This is a genomic window from Arthrobacter koreensis (assembly GCF_009193255.1).
In the GTDB taxonomy this organism is placed as follows: Bacteria; Actinomycetota; Actinomycetes; order Actinomycetales; family Micrococcaceae; genus Arthrobacter_B; species Arthrobacter_B koreensis.
Genome location: NZ_WACG01000001.1, coordinates 34,059 through 53,365, shown reverse-complemented (window position 1 = coordinate 53,365; position 19,307 = coordinate 34,059). Strand labels below are relative to the sequence as shown.

The following is a 19,307-nucleotide window of genomic DNA, read 5'->3' as shown; positions in this document are numbered from 1 at the left end:
CCTAGTCCTCGTCCAGGACGGCGGAGAGCCGGACCCGGCGGCGTGCCGGCGCTTCCTGCGGGACGGTGCCGACAATTCCCGCAGTGTCATCGGGAACCTCAAAGACCACCAGGGGCTCGCCCACGTTGATCTTCTCACCCGCTTCGCCGTAGATGCGGGCAACGACGCCGGCCTGGGGAGACGGCAGTTCAACGGCGGACTTGGACGTTTCAACCTCCACCAGCGGCTGGTTGCGCTCCACCTGGTCGCCGGGAGCCACGAGCCACTCCAGGACAGTTGCTTCGATCAGGCCTTCGCCGAGGTCTGGCAGGGGGAATGAAATTTCAGCCACGCCGGTACTCCAATACTCGCTGGATCCCAAAGAGGATCCGGTCAATGTTCGGGATGTATTCGTCTTCCAGGTCACCCGAGGGATACGGTACGTCGAATCCGGTGACCCGCTCCACCGGAGCCTTGAGTGTGTCGAAACAGTGCTGCGTGATGAGCGCCGCAACTTCCGCTCCCAGCCCGGCGGTCAGCGGGGCTTCATGCACGACGACGGCGCGCCGGGTCTTGGAGACCGAGGCAGCCAGCCCTTCGGCGTCGATCGGCTTCAGCCAGCGCAGGTCCAGGACCTCGATGTCGATTCCGTCCTCGGCGGCGAGCTCGGCAACCTGCAGGCACCGTGCAACCATCGCTCCCCAGGCAACCAGGGTCAGGTGCCTGCCCTCGCGGACCACGTGTGAGCCCTGCAGGTTCCCCGGGGTGCCCAGGTCCACGGAGTCCTTCTGCCAGTAGCGGGACTTCGGTTCCATGAAGATGACGGGATCCGGCTGCGCTGCCGCGTGCTTGAGCAGGTGGTAGGCCTGGTGGGGGCTCGACGGCGAAACGACCTTCAGGCCCGGAACGTGCGCGAACAGTGCCTCGAGGGACTCGCCGTGGTGCTCAGGCGCGCGGATTCCGCCAAAGCTGGGCACGCGCAGGGTAACCGGCATTGGCATGGTGCCCCGGCTGCGGTAGTTCATGCGGGCGAGCTGGGTGATGATCTGATTGACCGCGGGATAGGCGAATCCGTCGAACTGGACCTCGGGAATAGGACGGAATCCGGCCATCGCCAGGCCCACGGACATCCCCAGGATGCCGGATTCGGCCAGCGGCGTGTCGAAGACCCGGTCAGCACCGAAGCGCTTCTGCAGTCCGTCGGTTATGCGGAACACGCCGCCGAGCCGGCCCACGTCTTCCCCGAGCACTACGGCCTTGGGATCATCGGCGAGGATTTCCGAAAGGGCCCGGTTCAGGGCCGCCTGCATGGACAGGGTTTCGGTGGTGTCCGAAGCGGAGCCGGCCTCCATGGGGCGTACTCCTTCGGTCAGCTGGCTAGACATGCTCGGATTCCTCCCGCCAGGCGCGGGCCTGGGCCTTGAGTGCATTCGTGGGTTCGGCAAAGACGAAGTCGAACATTTCCTGTCCCGGACGCGGCTGGAGTGCCTGGATGCCTTCGCGGACGGTGTCGGTGTGTGCCTTTGCTTCGGCGGCGGCGTCGTCGATGAAGGACTGGTCTGCTGCGCCGGTTTCGAGCAGCAGGGCTGCCAGCCGGGCTACGGGATCCTCGCCGCCGTCGCGGCGCTCTTCGTCGAGGGTGCGGTAGCGGCCCGGATCATCACTGGTTGAGTGTGGTCCGCGGCGGTAGGTCATTGCTTCGATGAGCACCGGTCCGTTTCCTGCCCGGGCGTGCTCAAGGGCGGCCCGGGTGGCACGCACGACGGCGGGGGCATCGTTGCCGTCCACGGTCACCGAGGCCATTCCATACCCCGCCGCTCGAGCTGCCACAGTGCCGCCGGCTACCTGTTCCTCAGTGGGCAGGGAGATGGCCCAGCCGTTGTTTTGGACGAAGAACACCACCGGGGCTTTGAGCACACCGGCGAAGTTCATGGCTTCATGCACGTCGCCCTGCGAGCTGGCGCCGTCTCCGAAGTAGGTGATGGCGGCGGGCAGCCCGGCTTCGGCGCTGCCGGCACCGGCGGCGAGCCGCTGGCCGTGGGCCCAGCCGACGGCGTGCAGCACAGAGCCGCCGACCACGGCCTGGATTGGCGCTAGCCTCGTGCTGACAGGGTTGTAGAGCCCCCCGTGCCAGCTGGCCTTGTGCGTGGACATGTATTCCACCATGTCCACGCCCAGGGACAGGGCGACGCCCATCTCGCGGTAAGTGGGGAACGCGAAGTCGCGTGAAGTGTCGAGGGCAAAGGCGCTCCCTACCTGGGCGGCCTCCTGTCCAAGCTCCGGAGCGTAGCCCGGAAGGATGCCCTGGCGCTGCCAGGCCACCGCTGCCACGTCCAGGTCGCGGGTGGCGATGAGCAGTTTGTACAGCTGGCGCAGTTCCTCGGCTGTGAGCTCAGGGATGCTCGATGTGTCTAGGTCCATAAGGAGAACGTAACCGGCATCACGTCACCGTGCAAACAGATAGATATCTCATATGCAGACTGTGCAGATAGTCTACCGATAGCCGCAACCACCTATACAAAATGACTACCCCAGAGAGGGTGTGTGAACAGGTGTCCCGCTTCCCGGCCGCCGGGGGTGCGCCAATACCCGCTGGCCGGCCCAGGGGCCCGCGCCTGGAGAATTCGGCCAGGACTGGCATTTATTTTATTTCCGGGTATGGTCTGGAATAACGGTTCTCCAGCAAATGCAGAAAACCGCAGTGGATAAAAAACCATGCGGCTCCCGACTACCGCGGGAAGTCGCTGGCCAGACGTCAAGGAGGGCACATTGTCCGGAAACGCCAAAAAGCCAGGTAAGTCCATCAAGGAGAAGCGCGCAGAGAAGCGGGCCAAGTCTGCCGGCGCGGAGCCGGCACCGCGGAAGCGCAAGGGACAGTAGGTTCCAGGGGTTTGCAGCCGCCCTGCCATAGGCCCGGCGCCGGGCAGGGCGGCTACTCCGTCGGGGCCGGTCTTATGGTTTCCGAATGTCTCAGGTTCGGAATTGGGCCGGGTTTCTGTTCTTACCAAGATTCCCGGTTGCCCGCATTAAAACCCATGCCGCATGGATAACGTGTCTGTGTAAATAATTTGTACCTTTTTTGCGGATACTTTTTTGGGTTCGTGGTTCTAATCCATTTCTAGACTCAAATGTCTGTCCCCGTCCCTGGTCTGCACTTATGTGTGCGTGGCGCGGTGCGATACTTCCTCCCGTGCCGCTAAAGTTCCCTCAGGGGTGGCACAGTGCGCCCTGTCCCGGGCGGATGTCCGGATTAGCCCGGATCTCCTGCAGGGAAAGGCCGCCATGGCAACAGATCAGCTCGACGCCCGCATTGTGTCCCTCTTTACCGACGATCCGCGGATGTCGGTCCTGGAAGCCTCACGGACCCTCAAGGTTGCCCGCGCTACGGTGCAGGCAAGACTGGATCGGATGCAGCGCAGCGGCGTCATAGCGGGGTGGGGGCCCCGGCTCGACCCCGCGGCCCTCGGCTACGTTGTCACGGCATACTGCTCGCTGACCATCCGGCAGGATATGGGGCATGACGCCGTCGTCGCGGCGCTCGCAGAGATCCCTGAAATCCAGGAAGCCCACACAGTCTCCGGGGAGAGTGACCTCATCGCCCGGGTGGCTGCCCGGTCCAACTCCGACCTGCAGCGTGTCATTGACTCAATGGTTGCTACCGGCGCCGTTCTGAGGTCATCCTCCGTGATTGTCCTCAATACCCACTTCGAAGGCCGGATGCTGCCGCTGCTCCATGCAGCGGCGGGATCGGACACCGCCGAGCCCGGGAAGAGCGCGTAATCTACCCCTCGCAAAGACCCCGTTTTACTGTCCCCTGAGTTAGAGTCAGCATGACTCTTACTATTTCACGCTGCGGCCTCCGGTCCTCAGCCAGGAAGGCAGACAGGAATGAGCCCCAGATACGCCAATGTTTCGGAACGGGAACAGGAACCACCGTCGCTGGCCATTTCAACGGTTATTTTCGCGCTGCGCCCGGACCCGGATACCGGGACCCTGACGGTGTGGCTGCCATTGGTCCGCCGCATCAGGCAGCCCTACCTGGATCTGTGGGCGCTGCCCGGCGGCCCGCTGCGGCCCAGCGAATCCCTTCAGGACGCAGCGGCCCGGAACCTGCGGGAAACTACGGCACTGACGCCGCGGTACCTTGAACAGCTCTACGCCTTCGGCGGGCCGGACCGGTCACCGTCCCCCCGGGTGGTTTCAATCGTCTACTGGGCGCTGGTCCAGCCGGACGAGGCCGCATTGGCCAGGCAGGACGAAAACGTTGCCTGGTTCCGGGCCGACAAGGTGGGGACGCTGGCCTTCGACCACAACCAGATTGTGGAGTACGCACTCTGGCGCCTGCGCAACAAACTCGAGTACGGCACCGTGGCCTATGCGTTCCTCGGCTCCACCTTCACCCTTGCACAGGTCCGTGAGGTCTATGAAGCCGTGCTGGGACGCGAACTGGACCCAGCGAACTTCCGCCGCCAGCTGCAGGCATCGGTGCACATTGAACCCACTGAGCACTACCTCCAGGGCGGACGGCACCGGCCGCCGCGGCTGTACCGCTACACCGGCCCGGATCCCCGGGACGAGTCCTTTCCCAGCCAAAGACCAGAAGCAATGGAGCACTGACATGACTGAAACGATTCCGGTCCCCGGCGGCAGCGTAGCCACGAGGATCGCCCTGCTTTCCGGACCCGCCCAGGCCCAGGCACGTGCCGCCGCCACCTGCACCCCCGGCCTTGCCGCCGACCCCTGGTCCTTCGACACGGTCCCTGGATACGGGCCCGGCGCGTCCCTCGCGGATCCGGTCCCCGCCGGAACACCGCGCCAAGGGGAACTTCCGGCCGAGTACCGCGAGGCGGGCGCGGCAGAGCTAGACGAGCGGATCCTTCGTGCCAAGGCCGCACTGGGCAGCCGTGTGGTGATACTCGGGCACTTCTACCAGCGGGACGAGGTGGTGCGGCATGCAGACTTTGTGGGGGACTCCTTCCAGCTGGCCCGCGCAGCCAGGGGCCGTCCGGAGGCCGAAGCTATCGTGTTCTGCGGCGTCCACTTCATGGCGGAAACAGCGGACCTGCTCTCCGGTCCGGACCAGGCGGTGGTGCTGCCGAACCTTGCCGCAGGTTGTTCCATGGCAGATATGGCCGACGCCGATTCGGTCGCCGAATGCTGGGAGCAGCTCACCATGCTGTACGGGAGGGCACCGGAAAGCGGCGGGAAGCAGCCGGTCATCCCGGTGACCTACATGAACTCCTCAGCCGCACTGAAAGCCTTCTGCGGAGAAAACGGCGGCATTGTCTGCACATCCTCCAACGCCGCGTCCGTGCTGGAATGGGCATTCGAACGGGGCCAGCGGGTCCTCTTCTTCCCGGACCAGCACCTGGGCCGCAATACCGCCAAGGCCATGGGTATTCCGCTGGAAGCCATGCCCCTGTGGAATCCGCGCCTCCCGCTGGGCGGAAACACTCCGGAACGCCTGCTGCAGGCGAAGGTCCTGCTCTGGAACGGGTTCTGCTCCGTGCACAAGCGCTTCACAGTGGGCCAGATAGACCAGGCCAGGGCCGACCACCCCGGTGTCCGGGTGATTGTGCATCCCGAATGCCCCATGCCCGTCGTGGATGCCGCTGACGAATCCGGCTCCACGGACTACATCCAGAAAGCCATAGCCGCGGCGCCCGCCGGAAGCACCTTCGCTATAGGTACCGAAATCAACATGGTGAACCGGCTGGCTGCACAGCATCCGGAACACACCATCTTCTGCCTCGACCCGGTCATCTGCCCATGCTCCACCATGTACCGCATCCATCCCGGCTACCTCGCCTGGGTGCTTGAGGGACTCATGACCGGAGAGGTCCGCAACCGGATCGCCGTGCCGGACGCGGCAGCGGCCGCCGCCCGCACGGCCCTGGAACGGATGCTGGCGGTCCGGCCTTGAGCATCGCCGTCGTTGGCAGCGGGATCGCCGGCCTGTACGCGGCGCTCTGCGCAGCGGAGCAGCACACCCCGGTGCTGCTGGTGTCCAAGTCCGCGCTGCAGCACAGCAGCACCTGGCACGCACAGGGAGGAATCGCCGCTGTCATGGAGTCCTCCAGCGGGGACACGCCGGCCTCCCACTGCGAGGACACCCTGTCGGCGGGCGCCTGGACAGGAAATCGTGCCGCTGCCACAGTGCTCTGCCGGGAAGCCGGAGCCCACATCCGGCGCCTGCAAAAGCTCGGCACTACCTTCGATGCCAATCCCGACGGGTCACCGGCGCTTGCCCGGGAAGCCGCCCATACGGCCCGGCGGATCCTGCACATTGGCGGGGACGCCACCGGTGCGGGCATCGCCGCGGCACTCATGGCGGCTGTGCGCCCGCATCCCCGGATTACGGTCCTGGAGAACGCGTTCGCCGTTCGCGTGGTTCTCACCGGCGGCAGTGTCTCCGGGCTGGAGGTCCTGACAGAGGGGCGCGGGCAGCGGCTCGCCGTGGACGCCGTTGTCCTGGCAACGGGCGGAGCAGGCGAACTCTACCGGCACACCACCAACCCTGCCGGCTCCACAGGAGACGGCATTGCCCTGGCCCGGCGGGCGGGGGCGGAAACGAGGGACGAGGAGTTCTTCCAGTTCCATCCCACCGCGCTCGCCGTACCCGGCACCCCGCTGATTTCCGAAGCGGTCCGCGGTGAGGGCGCGGTGCTCCGCGACAGCCGGGGCGGCAGGTTCATGACCGGCTACCACCGCGACGCCGAGCTGGCGCCACGCGACGTTGTCTCCCGTTCGATCGTCCGTCACCTGGCGGGCGCGGGGGAGGACACGGGGGAGGACACCGTCTGGCTGGATGCCACCGGGGTTGCCCGGCGCCGGGGGCCCGGATTCCTGGCCAGCCGATTCCCGGGCCTGGCCGAGGTCACCGCCGCACACGGATTCGACTGGGAACGCGAACTGCTGCCGGTAGTGCCGGCAGCACACTACTGGATGGGCGGCGTTGCCACGGACCTGTCCGGCCGGACCTCCGTTCCAGGGCTCTACGCGGCGGGAGAGGCTGCCTGTACCGGAGTCCACGGAGCCAACCGGCTTGCCTCGAACTCCCTGCTGGAAGGCCTGGTCTTTGGAGCCAGAGCTGCTGCGGCCTGCACTGCGCCGGATGCCGGACGGGCGTGGGACGCCGGGACACCCGCGGGGCTGTGGGCGGGAATCCGGCGAGTCCCGGAGGCCGCCGGCACTCCCTGTTCCGGGACGGCGTCCTCCCCGTCCTCCCAGCACGCGCTGGAAGCCCCGTCCGGAGCGCAGCCGTTCGGGCGCACCGCCCTGCAGTCCCTGATGTGGGAGAAAGCCGGGGTGCTGCGCAGTGCGGCCGGACTGCGCGAGGCAGCAGGCGTGCTCGACGGCGCCCTGCCGGTTCTTTCCGGCAGGGAAGGACACATCAGGGCCCTCGAAGATGCCAACCTGCTCACCTGCGCCCGGCTGGTCGTTGGAGCCGCGCTGCGCAGGAGTGTATCGATCGGCGCGCATTTCCGCACCGACGCTCCGCAGGGGGTGCCCGGAACACCGGCTGCACCTGCCATCCATCGCCCGGGCACCGTCCCGCTCCCGGAATTTGCCTGACCCAAGAACGGAAATACCCAGATGACGAATACCCTGCCGCCGACTGAAACCCCCTCGCCCAAACCGCTGCCGCCAAACGCCGGGGCGTCACCGCTGCCCGTTCCCGGCCCCGCGGTTGACCACGTGGTCGCGGCTGCGCTCGCAGAGGATGCACCGTGGGGAGACCTCACGTCGCTTGCCCTGATCCCCGAGGACGCCGACGCCACCGCCTTCCTGACCGCCAGGGAAGAGGGCATCTTCTGCGGCACGCAGGTCATCGAGGCCGCGTTTCGGCTCGCCGGCCCCGGCGCGGCAGTGATCAGCCTGGTCCGTGACGGCGAGCGGTTCGATGCCGGAGGAATCCTCGCCGAAATCAGCGGGCCGGCCAGGACCATCCTCGCCGCCGAACGGGTGGCCCTGAACCTTGCCCAGCGGCTCTCCGGGATCGCCACCCTGACGGCCCGCTTCGTTGCCGAAACCGAAGGCACCGGCGCGCGCATCGCCGACACCCGCAAGACAACCCCGGGGCTGCGGGCGCTCGAACGCTACGCAGTGCGCTGCGGAGGCGGGTTTAACCACCGCTATTCGCTGTCCGACGCAGTCATGGCAAAGGACAACCACCTGGCCGTCCTGGCCGCATCCGGTGGAGACCTGGCATCCGCACTCCGCCAGGCCAAGGACGGGCTCTCCCACACCGTGCATTTCGAGGTGGAAGTGGATTCCCTGGAACAGATCGAAGCTGTGCTGGCCGGCGGAGCGGACACGGTACTGCTGGATAACTTCAGCATCGAAGACCTGCGCCGCGGGGTGGAGGCCATCGACGGACGGGCGCTGGCCGAGGCCAGCGGCAACGTCCGGCTGGACACCGTGGCCGCGATTGCGGCCACGGGCGTGGACATCATCTCCGCCGGCGCCCTGACCCACAGTGTCCGTGCGCTGGACCTGGGCCTGGACATCCGCGCATGATCTACTTCGACGCCGCAGCCACCACACCGGTCCGGCCCGAAGTGCTGGCGGCGCTGGCGCCCCTGTACACCAGCGATTTCGGCAACCCCTCCAGCACACATTCGGCGGGTGAGACGGCGGCCCGCGCCCTGGACTATGCCCGGCGCACCGCTGCGGACGTGCTCGGCGTCCGGCCAGGAGATATTGTCTTCACATCCGGCGGCACCGAGGCGGACAACCTCGCCATCAAGGGCCTGGCACTGGCCTCGCCGCAGGGACGGCACATTGTCTCCAGCGCCGTCGAGCATCCGGCCGTGCTGGAGTCCCTGGCCTACCTGCAGCGCTTCCATGGCTTCCGCATCACCCTGGTCCCGGTAGACGGAACGGGACGGGTGGACGCGGCTGCGGTGGAAGCGGCGCTGACACATGACACCACCCTGTGCACCATCATGACGGCCAACAACGAGGTGGGAACACTCCAGCCGGTCGCGGAGATCGCCGCCGCGTGCCGGGCCCGCGGCATACCGTTCCACACGGACGCAGTGCAGGCCGCCGGCTGGCTGCCGGTCTCCGTAACCGGTACGGGAATCGACGCGATGAGCATTTCCGGCCACAAGCTTGGCGCACCCAAGGGCTGCGGCCTGCTGTACGTCCGCGGTGTCCTGCCCCTTGAACCGCTGCTTCACGGCGGCGGCCAGGAACGCGGCCGCCGGTCAGGGACCGAGAACGTTGCCGGTGCGGTTGCCATGGCTACGGCCCTGAAGCTCGCAGACCAGGAACGCCAGGCAGCCGCACCCCGTGCCGCAAAACTGCGCGACTACCTCATTGAGACGGTCCTGGACTCAGTGCCCGGAGCCCTGCTGACCGGTCACCGGACGGACAGGCTGCCCGGGCATGCTTCCTTCTGCTTCCCCGGAACCAGCGGCGAGTCTGTCCTGCTGGAAGCTGAGCGGGCAGGGGTGCTCTGTTCCTCCGGCTCCGCGTGCGCGGCAGGTTCGGATGAGCCCTCCGCAGTGCTGACCGCCATGGGGATGGACAGGGAAACCGCGCAGACTGCGGTCCGCCTCAGTTTCCCGCCGTCGGTTCGGGAGAGCGAGGTTGCACTGGCCGCTCGGGCCCTCAGCGGCGCCGTGGAACGGGTTCGGAGGCTGGCGGGTCCAGCCGGGACCCGCAGCTAGGCGCAGCACCCGATCACCTGCCCTGATTCGCTGCCGCCGAAACGGCGGCACGTAGCATTGCGTCGCAAAACCTGCCGGTAACACCGCAGTCCTACACTGCAGTAATGCACATCACATCCCCGGCCGGACTGCGGCCAGCGGACAGGGGAGAAGCCGCGGCTCCCAAGCTGTCCCGGCTCATCGCCTGCCGCACGGTTTCGTCCCGCATACCGGAGGAAGTGGACGAAGCCGAGTTCGCCCGGTTCCGCGGCGAACTCACCGTCCTCTTCCCGCTGGTCCACGAGCATCTGACCCGCGAGGAAGTCGGCGGCGGACTCCTGTTCCGCTGGCCCGGCAGGGAAGAGACACTCGATCCGGTGGTGCTGATGGCGCACTACGACGTGGTGCCGGTCCAGGACGATTCGACCTGGGAGCACCCGCCCTTTGCCGGTGTCCTGGCTGACGGATGCATCCACGGCCGCGGGGCACTCGATGACAAGGGGTCGCTGGCGGCGATCCTGGAAGCCGTCGAGACCCTGCTTGAGGAAGGGTTCACCCCTGCCCGTACCGTTTGGCTGTCCTTCGGGGACAACGAGGAGACCGCCGGTGACACCGCAGCCCGGGCCGCAGCGCTCCTGCAGGACCGCGGCGTGCGCCCGTGGCTGGTACTCGATGAGGGCGGGGCCGTCGCCGGCCAGGCCTTCCCGTTCGTCAAAGCGCCGGTCGCCGTCATCGGCGTCTCCGAAAAGGGCATCCTCGATGTTGAACTCTCGGTCGATGACCCGGGAGGCCATGCGTCCACGCCCAACCGTCTCGGGGCCGCTGCCCGGCTGGCACGCGCCGTCGTACGCCTGGACCGCAGGCCTTTTCCCGCCTCCCTGCACCCCGTCACCATCGAAATGCTGGGGCGGCTGGCGGCCGGGGCATCCCCGCTGCCGGCGGCACTGTTTGCCCGTGCCGGTGCCCTGCGGCGTCCGCTGACCCGGGTTTTCGGTGCCCTGGGCGGAGAGCCCAATGCCCTGGCCCGCACCACCGTGGCCCTCACACAGCTGGCTGGTTCAAAGGCCGCCAACGTCCTGCCCACGCGGGCTACCGCCAACGCGAACGTCCGGATCGCACCGGGAGAGAGCATCGACTCCGTGCTGGCACGGATGCGGCGTACGGTGCGGGACCGTAGAGTCTCGCTGCGGGTGGTGGAAGGCAGCGAACCGTCCCCGGTCTCCTCGACGTCGAACGCGCAGTTCGCCGCGCTGGAGGAGGCGGTCCGCGAGGTGTTCCCGGATGCCATCGCCGCGCCCTACATCATGCTCGGCGGAACAGACGCACGCCGTTTCACTGCGATCAGCGACGCGGTCTACCGCTTTGCACCGTTCCGCATGGACAAGGCGGCGAGAGCATCCATCCATGCGGATAACGAGAAGCTTTCCATCCAGACGTTCGGTGAGGGTATTACGTTCTACCGGCGCCTGCTCCAGGGGCTGGTGCCCTGATGCGCGCCCTCGGTCCCATTGTGTTCTTCCTGGTGCTTGTCGAGATCACCAGCGGAATCCTGCAGGGGTACTACACTCCGATCCTCACCGACATTGCCCGCAACCTCGGGATTGCCGACGGCGACGTCAACTGGTTCGAGGCGGCGCAGCTGATGTTTAGTGCCCTGGCCGTGCCTGTCCTGGCACGGCTGGGGGACATGTACGGACATAAACGCATCCTGCTGGTTTCCACCGTGCTGACGGCGGCAGCCTCCTGGGGCGTAGCCTTCGCACCGGACTTCTGGACCTTCCTCGTGGCGTGGTCCCTGCAGGGGTTCTACGTGGTGTGGCTGCCGCTGGAAGTCGCGCTCATTTTCGCGCGGGCGGCGTCGGCGCCTAACCGGGCGGCGGTAACCCGTAAGGCAGCCGGAGTGCTGGTGGGCGGGCTGCAGTTCGGCGTCATCGCCGGGGCGCTCGCCGCCGGTGCACTGGTGGACGTCTTCGGAGGCGACCTGCGGCTTACCCTGATGGTTCCTGCCGCAGCGGCCACCCTCTGCATCCTCGCTATCTGGTTCGGCGTACCCGAGTCAGGACTGAAAGCCAGCGGCGCCCTGGACGTGCGGGGCTTCGCTCTGCTGGCTGTTGGGCTGCTGCTGCTCACTTCCGGGCTCACGTTCCTGCGCATCAACGGTCCCGGAACGTGGTGGGTCTGGGCCGTGCTGGCTGCCGGCCTTGCGGCGTTCATTCCGTTCGTGCGCTACCAGCTCCGCCTCGACGAGCCGCTGGTGGACATCCGCATGCTGTGTGCGCCCACCATGTGGCCCGTCCAGCTGACCGCCGGCCTGTTCGGCATCTCCGTGCTGGGCGCCCAGGCGCCCATGTCGACTTTCGCCCGGACAGACCGGGACGTGCACGGCTACGGGCTGGGGCTGGAAGCCGGATCCGTGTCGCTGATCATTGGAGCGTACGTCCTGTCCGTGCTGGCGGGTGCGCTGCTGTTCCCGCTGGCCGCGAAGCTGAGCACTCCACGGATAACCCTGTCCGGGGCGGCAGCAGTGGTTGGCATTGGGTACGGACTGTTCCTGCCGTTCCACGATTCCCTGGCCCAGACACTGACCAACATGGTGATTGCGGGCCTGGGCTCGGGCGCGCTGGTGGCAGCGCTGCCTTCCGCTGCCGCCGCGGCTGCACCGCTGAACCGGACCGGTATGGCAACGGGGCTCACCAACACCACCAAGACGATTGGCGGGTCCTTTGCCTCGGCGGTGTTTGGGATTGCGCTGCTCAGCGCGGCCGGTGAGTCACTAGGCACAGTGGCCGGCGCTGCGACGGCGGCACCCTTGTCCGGTTATCTCACGGTGTGGGCGGTCTGCTCCGTGACGGCGTTCGCCGCTGCGGCCGCGCTGCTGCTGGTTCCCCGGCTGGCCTTTGCTGATCCGCCGATTCTTCCGGAAAGCGGGATTGCCGGGAACAGCGGCGCCGGGGCCGGGAACAGCGGCGCCGGGGCCGGGGACACGGCAGCCAGGTAGCCGGGCCACAGCCCCCTGGACAGGCGGAGGCCTAGGCCCCTGCCTGCCGCCCGTCGGCGCTGACCGGCCCCTCGGAGTTCAAGCCGGCCAGGAGCTTGTCCATGAGTTCCTTGACCTGAGCCAGTTCCTGGCCCGTCAGCGCCGGAGCCAGGAGGTCGTGGATACCCCGGACATGGATCCGGCCCAGGCGCTTCTGCACCGCCCGGCCTTCTTCCGTCAGGGACAGCTCAACACCCCGCTGGTCCTTCCGGGCAGGCCGGCGCTGGACCAGTCCCTTGTTCTCCAGCCGCTCCACCATCCGGGAGAGGCTGGGCTGACTGATCAGCAGATGCTCGTTGAGCTCATTGAGGCGGGTCCAGCCGGTGGGGCAGCGGCTCAGGTTGAAGAGCACGTCATACTCGCGCATGGTGAGTTCCTTGAACTCCGGGTCGCGCTGCAGCCGGCGCATGACGCCCACCTGTGCCCGGAACAGCGATTCCCACGCCTCGGCGGTTTCTTTGACGGTGGTTGCGTGGATGGTCTCGGAACTCATGCCTTTAGCCTACTGAAGTTACCGGGGTGGAAGCGGACACCGAGTCCTCGCGAGCCGCCACTCGTCCGGCGTGGGTGGGTCCGTCCGGCACGTGCGCCGGACGGCGGGAGTCAAGTTCCCGGCGAAGCTCGGGCAGCACGTACTCGCCGAAGAGATCCAGCTGTTCCAGCACGGTCTTCAGCGGCAGGCCGGCGTGGTCAATGAGGAAGAGCTGGCGCTGGTAGTCCCCGAAGTACTCCTGGAAGGTGAGCGTCTTCTCCAGGACCTCCTGCGGGCTTCCCACCGTCAGCGGGGTCTGTGCCGTGAAGTCCTCCATCGAGGGGCCGTGGCCGTATACGGGGGCGTTGTCGAAGTACGGGCGGAATTCGTTCACTGCGTCCTGGGAGTTCTTCCGCATGAAGAATTGTCCGCCAAGCCCCACGATCGCCTGGTCGGCTGAACCGTGGCCATAGTGCTCGTAGCGCTCGCGGTACAGGCCGATCAGCTGCATGTAGTGCTCCTTCGGCCAGAAGATGTTGTTGGCGAAGAAGCCGTCGCCGAAGTAGGCGGCAATTTCAGCGACCTGGGGCGTACGGATTGAACCGTGCCAGACGAAGGGTGCGACGCCGTCGAGCGGCCGGGGAGTGGAGGTGAAGTTCTGCAGCGGGGTGCGGAACTTGCCCTGCCAGTTAACGGTTTCCTTGTCCCATAGCTGGCGGAGCAGGTTGTAATTCTCCACCGTGAGGTCCACTGAATCCTGCGGGCTCTTGCCGAACCAGGGGTACACGGGGGCCGTGTTGCCCCTGCCCAGAACCAGGTCGGTGCGGCCGTCGGAGAGATGCTGCAGCATCGCGAAGTCCTCGGCGATCTTCACCGGATCATTCGTGGTGATCAGCGTGGTGGCGGTGGAGAGGATGATCCTCTCGGTCTGGGCGGCGATGTAGCCAAGCAGCGTAGTGGGGGAGGAGGCGTAGAACGGCGGGTTGTGGTGCTCGCCGGTGGCGTAGACATCCATGCCGATCTCTTCGACCTTGCGGGCGATGGCAACCGCGGCCTTGATGCGCTCGCCTTCCGTGGGCATCCGGCCGGTAACCGGGTCGCGGGTGATGTCGCTGACGCTGAATACGCCGATCTGCATGGTGTCCTCCTGTTGCAGCGCTTTCCCGGCGGCAGCTGCCGCCCGGGGAAGGTAGATGCATTTGCATCTACTGTGAGTCTACAACAGGTAGCCCCCGAATTTCATTCCCCCCGGTTCCGGTCCGTTAAACCCGGCAGTGCCGGTACCCGCAGGGGTCCGGCACTGCCGTCGGTTCCAAGGCTAAGGGTCAGCCGGCAGCTTCTGCCTCGAGGCGCTCACGTTCGGCCCGCTCTTCCCGTGCCCTGGCCCGGCGTTCCCGGGGTCCTTCAACCAGCTGGTAGAGGACGGGCACCAGGACCAGGGTGAGCGTCGTGGAGGAGATCAGGCCTCCAATGACGACGATCGCCAGCGGCCGGGAAATGAATCCGCCTTCGCCCGTGACGCCCAGTGCCATCGGCGTCAGCGCCAGGATGGTGGCCAGCGCCGTCATGAGGATGGGACGCAGGCGCTGCCGGGCCCCGCGGACGATCGCCTCCCGCACGTTCATGCCGGCTTCGCGCCCCTGTGGCCTGCGGTACTGGTTGATGAGGTCCATCAGCACAATAGCGTTGGTCACCACGATCCCCACCAGCATGAGCAGGCCCACCAGGGAGGGCAGGCCCAGCGGCACGTTCGCAATGAGGAGGGCAATGATCGCGCCGGTAGCTGCAAAGGGCACTGAGACCAGCAGGATCAGCGGCTGGATAAGGGACTTGAAGGTAGCAACCATGATCACGTAGACGATCGCGATAGCCGCGAGCAGCGCCAGGCCCAGCTGGGTGAAGGACTCATTCTGCTGGGTGGCAGCGCCGCTGAGCGTCGCGGTCACCGAGGTGGGCAGATCCACGTTGGCCAGCTCGGCCTGGACCTCGGCGATTGCCCCGCCAAGGTCCTCACCGGACGGAGTAACCGAAACAATTGCCGTGCGTTCCCCTCCCGAGGAGGAGACCGACGTCGGTACCTGTACTTCTTCGACGACGGCCAGGTCACTCAGCGGTACGGGCCCGCCGGCTGTCGGCACCACAATCCCGGAGAGCTGGTCGAGGGTGGTTACCTCGGTTCCCTCACCGATAAGCACCGGGAGGTCCTCCGTACCGAGCTGGACGGTACCGCCTGGAAGCGGGCTCAGCGTGGAGGCCAGGATGCCGGCCACCTGCTGCTCGTCCAACCCGGCCGCTACGGCCTTGGCGCGGTCGATCGTGACCTGGACCACCGGTTCGGCGCTGGACAGGTTGGACGTGGCCTCGGCTACTCCCGGCAGGGCGGACATGGCCGCCACCAGGGCATCCGATGCGGGCTGGAGTTCAGCGGGGTCCCCGGCGGAAACCTCGATGTCCACGGTGTTGGACGTGCCGAAGCCGCCGCCCTGGGTACCAAGGGAAACCTCGCCGGCTTCCTCGCCCAGCTCTTCCAGCTCCCGTCGGACTGTCTCACGCAGCTCAACCTGGTCCACGTCCTGCTCGGTGATGACCGTGAAGTTGGCCACCGAGGCGCCGCCGGCAGTGAACGCGGCGATTCCCGACGTCGAGGTTCCCATGGTGACCTGGACGTCCTTGATGCCTTCGGTGCCGGAGAGCACTTCCTCCACCGATTCGGCTGCAGCGGACGTGGTCTGGAGCGAACTGCCGGCCGGAAGTTCCTGGCGCACGCTGAACGTGTTCTGGCCGGTGTCGCCCAGCAGGTTGGTCTGCAGGAGCGGGGTGAGTGCGGCCGTGCCGATGAGGATCACGACGCCGGCGAGGAGGGTGTAGACGGGGTGGCGCTGCGTGCCGCGGAGGACGGGAAGGTAGCCGCGCTGCAGGAAGGTCTTCTGCTCCCGTGCTTCGACTTCGGCCCGGTGTGCCTCCGGATCGCGGACCGGCTTGGAGGACTTCAGGAACCAGTAGGCCAGCACCGGAACAATCGTCAGTGACACCAGAAGCGAGGCCAGCAGAGCCAGGGAGGTGGTGACGGCAAACGGGCGGAACAGTTCTCCCGCCAGTCCGCCCACAAACACAATGGGAGCGAAAACGGCGACCGTGGTCAGCGTGGAGGCGGTAACGGCTCCGGCAACTTCGCGGATGGCCGTGAGGATGGCGGTGCGCTTCTCTTCGCCGTAGCCAAGATGCCGCTTGATGTTCTCGATGACCACAATCGAGTCATCCACCACCCGGCCGATCGCGATGGTCAGCGCTCCCAGGGTCAGGATGTTCAGCGAGTAGCCGAACGCCAGCAGGCCAATGAAGGTCACCAGCAGGGACAGCGGAATCGAAATGGCCGTCACCAGCGTGGAACGGACCGAGAGCAGGAACACAAGGATCACCAGGACGGCGAAGCCCAGGCCCAGCAGGCCTTCAGTGGTGAGGTCGGAGATCGACTTTTCAATGAACGGGGCCTGGTCGAAGATCACGGTGAACTTCGCGCCGTTGCCCAGCTCATCCTGCAGCGAGGGGATGAGGTCCAGGACCTCGTGGGAGATGCCCACGGTATCTCCGGCCGGGGTCTTGGTGATGGAGATCGCCAGAGTGGCTTCGCCGTTGGTGCGCGTGATGGAGGTCTGCTCGTCGTCGGTGATTTCAACCGTGGCGACGTCGCCGATTGTTGGCGGGGCGGCGCCCGGCGACGTGCCCTCCGCCTCGATGGGCAGCGCCGAAATCTTCTCGAGCGAATCCAGCGGGCTGCCCACCTGGATGGAGAGCGAACGGCTTTCCTCCTGGACCGTGCCGGCGGGGATCAGCGCGCCGCTGTTCTCCAGCGCCGAGGCAATGGACGACGGCGATGCCCCCAGCGCCGCGAGGGCCGCCTGGTCCGGGGTAATCGCGACGTGCCGCTGGGATCCGCCGGTCACTTCGGCGGTACGGACGCCCTCGATCTTCTGCAGCCGGGGAACCGTCAGCCGCTGCAGCTCGGAGTTCAGCTCGCTAAGGGATGTGTCGCTGGAGACGGCCAGGTAGACGATGGGGAAGTCACTGATGCTTCCCGCCAGGGACTGCGGGTTGACGTCATCCGGGAGCGACTGGCGCGCGTTGGAGATGGCACGGTCAACCTGGCCGCGGGCACGGTCAAGGTCCGTACCGTAGGCAAACGTGAGGTTGATGGCGGAGATTGAAGACCGCGACGTCGCGGAGGATGACTCCAGTCCTTCGACTGCGGTGAGGGCGGCCTCGAGCGGCTCGCTGATCTGTGCATCCACAACTTCGGGCGAAGCGCCCGGCAGAGCGGTAATGACGGTGATCTGGGGGAACTCCAGCGCGGGAATGAGCTCCTGCTTGAGGGAATTCAGCGAGATCACGCCGAAGACCGCTACAAAGACTGTGATGAGGGCAATCAGCGCCCGGTTGGCGAGCGAGAGTTTGGCCAGACGATCCATGAACCTGCCTTTATTCGTAGACGGATTCATCATACGTGCGCGTATACGTCCTCCCGTCCGCCTGCACCGGTGCTGGAGGGGGCAGGCGAATCCCCGGGCCGGCCTTAAACACAGGTGTCCCGGACTGCAGCTGCAGTCCGGGACACCGAGGGAGTGCTGCGGCTCCTACGCCAGCTTCAGCACACGGTTGGTTTCGGCGATGATCTCATCTGCCAGGGACTCATTCTCGTTGAGCTTGACGCCGTAGCCGGGGATCATTTCCTTGATCTTGGCTTCCCAGCCCGGGAACTCCGCCGGGAAGCAGCGCTTCATCAGGTTGATCATGATGGGCGGGGCAGTGGAAGCTCCCGGGGAGGCACCGAGCAGTGCGCCCACGGTGCCGTCCGCGGAAGTGATGAGCTCGGTGCCGAACTGCAGCACGCCTCCGCTCTTCGGATCCTTCTTGATGACCTGGACCCGCTGGCCGGCCGTGATGAGGTCCCAGCCCTCGGTAACGGCCTCCGGGTAGAACTCGCGCAGCGCCTTGGTCTTGCCTTCGCGGGACTTCAGGACCTCGGTGACGAGGTACTTCACCAGGGACATGTTGTCCTTGGCCACGGCCAGCATCGGCACCAGGTTGTGCGGGCGCACGGAGAACGGCAGGTCGGTCAGGGAACCGTTCTTGAGGAACTTGGGGGAGAAACCGCCGTACGGGCCGAAGAGCAGGGACTTCTTTCCGTCCACGAACCGGGTGTCGAGGTGCGGGACGGACATGGGCGGTGCACCGACCGATGCCTGGCCGTAGACCTTGGCGTTGTGGGCGGAAATGATCGACTCGTCAGTGGAGCGCAGGAACTGGCCGGAGACGGGGAAGCCGCCAAAGCCCTTGCCTTCGGGGATGCCGGAGCGCTGCAGCAGGTGCAGGGCACCGCCGCCTCCGCCGATGAAGACGAAGCGCGCCGAGACCGTCTTGGAAGCCTTGGTGGCGCGGTTGCGGACCGTCACGTCCCAGCCGCCGCCCGAGTTGCGGGTGAGGTTGGTGACCTCGTGGCCGAAGTTGAGGTCGGCGCCGTTGGCACCGAGGAAGTTCACGAGTTCGCGGGTGAGGGCACCGAAGTCGACGTCGGTGCCGCCGGCGACGCGGGACGCTGCAACGCGCTGGCCGGAGTCACGGCCCTGCATCAGCAGGGGAGCCCACTCGGCAATCTTGCTGTGGTCCTCGGAAAACTCCATGGTCTTGAACAGCGGCTGGGCGCTGAGGGACTCATAGCGCTTACGCAGGTATTCCGCGTGCGCGTTCCCCCAGACAAAGCTCATGTGGGGCAGCGGGTTGATGAAACCGCTGGAGATATCGCCCTTTTCCACCAGGTGGGACCAGAACTGGCGGGAGACCTGGAACTGCTCGTTGATGCCGATCGCCTTTGCCGGGTCAACGGTGCCGTCCGGACCTGCCGGGCTGTAGTTCAGCTCGCAGAGTGCCGCGTGGCCGGTGCCGGCGTTGTTCCAGGGATCGGAGCTCTCGGTTCCGGCGCGGTCCATCCGCTCATAGAGGGAAATGTCCCAGTCCGGTGCCAGCTGCTTCAGGAACGCCCCGAGGGTCGCGCTCATGATGCCGCCGCCGATCAGCAGTACATCAGTTCTGTTTGCGGACTTCTCCGCCGGGCTCTCAGCACTCAACTTCATATCTCCAGTCACGTGGACGCTAGCCCTAGAAGACT

At 66.5% G+C, this 19,307-nt stretch carries 15 protein-coding genes; 8 read left to right on the top strand and 7 right to left on the bottom strand.

All coding sequences use genetic code 11. The features are described from left to right. Position 1: 1 nt before the first annotated feature. From GD628_RS00230 to GD628_RS00220, 3 genes are read right to left on the bottom strand one after another with little or no spacing between them, the layout of a single operon-like run. The gene (locus GD628_RS00230; RefSeq protein ID WP_091603573.1) at positions 2-331 is read right to left on the bottom strand and encodes a biotin/lipoyl-containing protein; all 330 of its coding nucleotides are present in this window, start codon (positions 329-331) and stop codon (positions 2-4) included. Then, a complete protein-coding gene (locus GD628_RS00225; protein ID WP_152273498.1) occupies positions 324-1,364 on the bottom strand; it encodes an alpha-ketoacid dehydrogenase subunit beta in 1,041 nt (346 codons plus the stop codon). The genes GD628_RS00230 and GD628_RS00225 overlap by 8 nt, the downstream gene beginning before the upstream one ends. Continuing rightward, positions 1,357-2,400, bottom strand: a complete 1,044-nt coding sequence (locus GD628_RS00220; protein ID WP_091603579.1) for a thiamine pyrophosphate-dependent enzyme — start codon at positions 2,398-2,400, stop codon at positions 1,357-1,359. Before GD628_RS00220 ends, GD628_RS00225 begins: the two co-directional genes overlap by 8 nt. Positions 2,401-3,261: 861 nt before the next feature. Between GD628_RS00220 and GD628_RS00215 the strand changes: the two genes are divergently transcribed. The 8 genes from GD628_RS00215 to GD628_RS00180 all read left to right on the top strand — a co-directional run bounded on the left by GD628_RS00215 (position 3,262) and on the right by GD628_RS00180 (position 12,633). Beyond that, complete coding sequence (locus tag GD628_RS00215; RefSeq protein WP_091603582.1) at positions 3,262-3,759, top strand: Lrp/AsnC family transcriptional regulator; 498 nt, start codon at positions 3,262-3,264, stop codon at positions 3,757-3,759. A 108-nt stretch (positions 3,760-3,867) separates the two neighbouring features. Then, positions 3,868-4,596, top strand: coding sequence for an NUDIX hydrolase (locus GD628_RS00210; RefSeq protein ID WP_152273497.1), 729 nt, complete (start codon positions 3,868-3,870; stop codon positions 4,594-4,596). Position 4,597: 1 nt separating this feature from the next. After that, positions 4,598-5,902 carry a quinolinate synthase NadA gene (gene nadA, locus GD628_RS00205; RefSeq protein ID WP_152273496.1) on the top strand — a complete coding sequence of 435 codons (1,305 nt, stop codon included), beginning with the start codon at positions 4,598-4,600 and terminating at the stop codon, positions 5,900-5,902. Next, positions 5,899-7,554: an L-aspartate oxidase gene (locus GD628_RS00200; RefSeq protein ID WP_152273495.1), complete on the top strand. Its 1,656-nt coding sequence runs from the start codon at positions 5,899-5,901 to the stop codon at positions 7,552-7,554. The genes nadA and GD628_RS00200 overlap by 4 nt, the downstream gene beginning before the upstream one ends. A gap of 21 nt (positions 7,555-7,575) precedes the next feature. Next, positions 7,576-8,499: a carboxylating nicotinate-nucleotide diphosphorylase gene (gene nadC / locus GD628_RS00195; protein WP_152273494.1), complete on the top strand. Its 924-nt coding sequence runs from the start codon at positions 7,576-7,578 to the stop codon at positions 8,497-8,499. Continuing rightward, positions 8,496-9,656, top strand: coding sequence for a cysteine desulfurase family protein (locus GD628_RS00190; protein ID WP_152273493.1), 1,161 nt, complete (start codon positions 8,496-8,498; stop codon positions 9,654-9,656). Before nadC ends, GD628_RS00190 begins: the two co-directional genes overlap by 4 nt. A gap of 104 nt (positions 9,657-9,760) precedes the next feature. After that, on the top strand, positions 9,761-11,125 hold the full coding sequence (locus tag GD628_RS00185) for a M20/M25/M40 family metallo-hydrolase (protein WP_152273492.1): 1,365 nt from the start codon (positions 9,761-9,763) through the stop codon (positions 11,123-11,125). Further along, on the top strand, positions 11,125-12,633 hold the full coding sequence (locus GD628_RS00180) for an MFS transporter (protein WP_152273491.1): 1,509 nt from the start codon (positions 11,125-11,127) through the stop codon (positions 12,631-12,633). The genes GD628_RS00185 and GD628_RS00180 overlap by 1 nt, the downstream gene beginning before the upstream one ends. Positions 12,634-12,664: 31 nt before the next feature. On the opposite strand, the gene GD628_RS00175 is transcribed toward GD628_RS00180, so the two are convergent. The 4 genes from GD628_RS00175 to GD628_RS00160 all read right to left on the bottom strand — a co-directional run bounded on the left by GD628_RS00175 (position 12,665) and on the right by GD628_RS00160 (position 19,272). Next, positions 12,665-13,165, bottom strand: coding sequence for a MarR family winged helix-turn-helix transcriptional regulator (locus GD628_RS00175; protein WP_091603606.1), 501 nt, complete (start codon positions 13,163-13,165; stop codon positions 12,665-12,667). Positions 13,166-13,169: 4 nt separating this feature from the next. Then, complete coding sequence (locus GD628_RS00170) at positions 13,170-14,282, bottom strand: LLM class flavin-dependent oxidoreductase (RefSeq protein ID WP_091603609.1); 1,113 nt, start codon at positions 14,280-14,282, stop codon at positions 13,170-13,172. Between the two features lie 187 nt (positions 14,283-14,469). Next, the gene (locus tag GD628_RS00165; protein ID WP_152273490.1) at positions 14,470-17,610 is read right to left on the bottom strand and encodes an efflux RND transporter permease subunit; all 3,141 of its coding nucleotides are present in this window, start codon (positions 17,608-17,610) and stop codon (positions 14,470-14,472) included. Between the two features lie 165 nt (positions 17,611-17,775). Continuing rightward, positions 17,776-19,272 carry a malate:quinone oxidoreductase gene (locus GD628_RS00160; protein ID WP_152273489.1) on the bottom strand — a complete coding sequence of 499 codons (1,497 nt, stop codon included), beginning with the start codon at positions 19,270-19,272 and terminating at the stop codon, positions 17,776-17,778. Positions 19,273-19,307: the final 35 nt, after the last annotated feature.